Annotated in this window: 2 protein-coding genes, 3 tRNA genes and 1 rRNA gene; 5 read left to right on the top strand and 1 reads right to left on the bottom strand. The window is 37.4% G+C overall.

All coding sequences use genetic code 11. From position 1 onward, the window contains the following. The first annotated feature begins 51 nt into the window (after positions 1 to 51). The 4 genes from rrf (at position 52) to ACHABU_RS20610 (ending at position 1,185) form a co-directional block, all read left to right on the top strand. A 5S ribosomal RNA gene (gene rrf / locus ACHABU_RS20625) occupies positions 52 to 167 on the top strand. A 108-nt stretch (positions 168 to 275) separates the two neighbouring features. After that, a tRNA-Asn gene (locus ACHABU_RS20620) sits at positions 276 to 347 on the top strand. 9 nt (positions 348 to 356) lie between these two features. After that, a tRNA-Thr gene (locus tag ACHABU_RS20615) sits at positions 357 to 429 on the top strand. Positions 430 to 558: 129 nt separating this feature from the next. After that, positions 559 to 1,185: a metal-dependent hydrolase gene (locus tag ACHABU_RS20610; RefSeq protein ID WP_435766831.1), complete on the top strand. Its 627-nt coding sequence runs from the start codon at positions 559 to 561 to the stop codon at positions 1,183 to 1,185. Positions 1,186 to 1,339: 154 nt separating this feature from the next. Here ACHABU_RS20610 and fabI read toward each other — a convergent pair whose 3' ends face one another. Further along, a complete protein-coding gene (gene fabI, locus ACHABU_RS20605; RefSeq protein WP_435766830.1) occupies positions 1,340 to 2,116 on the bottom strand; it encodes an enoyl-ACP reductase FabI in 777 nt (258 codons plus the stop codon). A gap of 315 nt (positions 2,117 to 2,431) precedes the next feature. Between fabI and ACHABU_RS20600 the strand changes: the two genes are divergently transcribed. After that, a tRNA-Glu gene (locus ACHABU_RS20600) sits at positions 2,432 to 2,506 on the top strand. The last annotated feature ends 3 nt before the right edge of the window (positions 2,507 to 2,509 follow it).

The following is a 2,509-nucleotide window of genomic DNA, read 5'->3' as shown; positions in this document are numbered from 1 at the left end:
TACTCTTATTTAGTTTTTAAGGTATAAATAATATCTTAATTAAAATCGTTGTCTGGTAGCAATAGCGAAGAGGTCACACCTGTTCCCATCTCGAACACAGAAGTTAAGCTCTTCAGCGCCGATGGTAGTTGGGGCTTTGCCCCTGCAAGAGTAGGACGCCGCCAGGCAGCTTTTTTAATATAAATATGTATTAAATAAATAATTTAATGGATATTATTTGTGGTTTGTGGCATATTAATTTATGAATTTGAATGCAATATGCTAAGTTATATTATTCCACAGTAGCTCAGTGGTAGAGCAATCGGCTGTTAACCGATCGGTCGTAGGTTCGAATCCTACCTGTGGAGCCTTTTTTTGCTTCCATAGCTCAGCAGGTAGAGCACTTCCATGGTAAGGAAGGGGTCGTCCGTTCGAATCGGATTGGAAGCTTAATAGTAAGGGATTGCCGTAATGGTAATCCTTTTTTATTTTGGGAAAGCATCCGAGTGTCTACTCATTAGAGTGATGTTTTATTTTAGGATAGTAAGTTGAAATAAAACTTAGAAACAGGTGAAAAGAGTGGAAGGAACTACACATGCATTAATCGGAGCAACAACAGGTTTAATGACAGCAAGCATATATCAAACAGATTTAGCATCGATGTCTCTCTTAGTAGCTATTGGGACTGTATCTGGATTAGTACCTGATTTGGATATTGATGGAAAGCTCAGTAACCGAATTACATTTTCTAAGAAATTCCTTCAAATAGTGTCTCGATCTATAGCCATCTTTATAATCGCATATAGCCTTTTTACTGGTATTGGGATGGAAAAGTGGATTGGAGTAGGTGCTGGAATTTCAATTATTATTATTTCATCTTTAATCAGGCAAAGACGTATGCTTACGATAACAGGTATTGGTGTTCTTGTTGGTGGCCAAGCATTAGAGGAAAATTGGATATGGTTATTAGGCATCTATATCATTATAGCCTCATTTGTTTCCCATCGAAGTTATACACATTCTATACTGGGTATCATCTTTTTTGGTGTGATAGCGTCTTCTTTAGAAAAATCACTGGTACTTGATGGAGTTTTTGTGACATGTATACTTGGCTATATAAGCCATCTATTTGCAGATATGAAGGTATTCCCTGTTAACAAAAGAGGAATTAAACTGTTTTTGCCATTTTCAAGAAAGCAGTTTTAAAAGGTCCTAATGAAGCATTCAGCTTGAGCGGTGTATGAAAAGCCCTTCTAATTCTACCAAGGCATATTTGTCCATTTCATCCTGCTAAAGTTGATTTAAATAAAAAACGATTTGCTGCTTTCAACACAGCAAATCGTTTTTTATTTGTTTGTGATTATCCTCCGATAATATGAAAGCCGGAATCCACATGTAAAACCTCTCCTGTAACTCCGCGAGAAAGTTCACTAATAAAGAATAGTGTAGCATCACCAACTTGATCTTGATCGACATTCCGTCTAAGGGGGGCTTTTTCAACTATTACATTGGCTTTTTCGTTAAAGCCGGAGACTCCCTTAGCAGATAATGTACGAATAGGGCCTGCAGAAACAGCGTTGACACGAATGCCATATTTACCTACATCCTCGGCTAAGTATCTTACACTAGCCTCGAGAGAAGCTTTGGCTACTCCCATTACATTGTAGTTCGGAATAACACGTTCAGCCCCCAAATAGGTTTGCGTAACAATGCTTCCTCCCTCAGTCATTACTTCCTTCGCTGCCTTTGTAACAGCAACAAGTGAGTAAGCACTGATTTCCTGTGCCACTAAGAACCCTTCTCGTGAAGTGTTTGCGTATTCACCCTTTAGTTCCTCGCGGTTAGCAAAGGCTACAGAATGAACCAATCCATGAATGGTTCCGACTTTTTCTTTTATTTCACTAAATGCTTGTTGAATACTTTCATCACTTGCAACATCACAAGCTACAATTAATTCTGCCTGAATGTCATGTTTCTCTAATAATTTTACTAATTTTTGGTATGATCTTTCTTGTCTATTTGTAAAAATCAGGTTTGCTCCTGCGTTATGTAATGACTTTGTTATACCCCAAGCAATACTTCTTTCGTTTGCTACACCCATAATTACTACATTTTTTCCTTGCAATAGACCTGACATAGTATACCTCCACATTTTATTTCTTTTATATATTATAACCTATTAGGACCAGGTATTGAAACCATAACTTTTAGTTATTCATGCTATTAATATTGTGTATAATCATTTTTCAAAAGAGGAAATCGATTTACAATATTACGAATATGACAATTGACCCTATTGCTGCGCGGTTTGCTGGTCAATTTTAATAAAAATAAATAAATATATCATTTTCCCCTTTACAAAGTTATATATCCTGGTTATAATAAAATTCGTCAGTCTGCGACAGGTTATTACAAACGTGGATGGATGAATGGACATCCTTATTCAATTCATGGCCCGTTGGTCAAGCGGTTAAGACACCGCCCTTTCACGGCGGTATCACGGGTTCGATTCCCGTACGGGTCACCAATA

This window comes from Oceanobacillus sp. CF4.6 (genome assembly GCF_051262635.1).
Classification (GTDB): domain Bacteria; phylum Bacillota; class Bacilli; order Bacillales; family Amphibacillaceae; genus Oceanobacillus.
The sequence above is the reverse complement of the archived record's forward strand: the minus strand, read 5'-3'. Positions and strand labels throughout refer to the sequence as shown.

Coding starts and splice junctions, on each gene's coding strand:
- fabI (WP_435766830.1), bottom strand. CDS start 2,116: ATGTCAGGTCTATTGCAAGGAAAAAATGTAGTAATTATGGGTGTAGCA.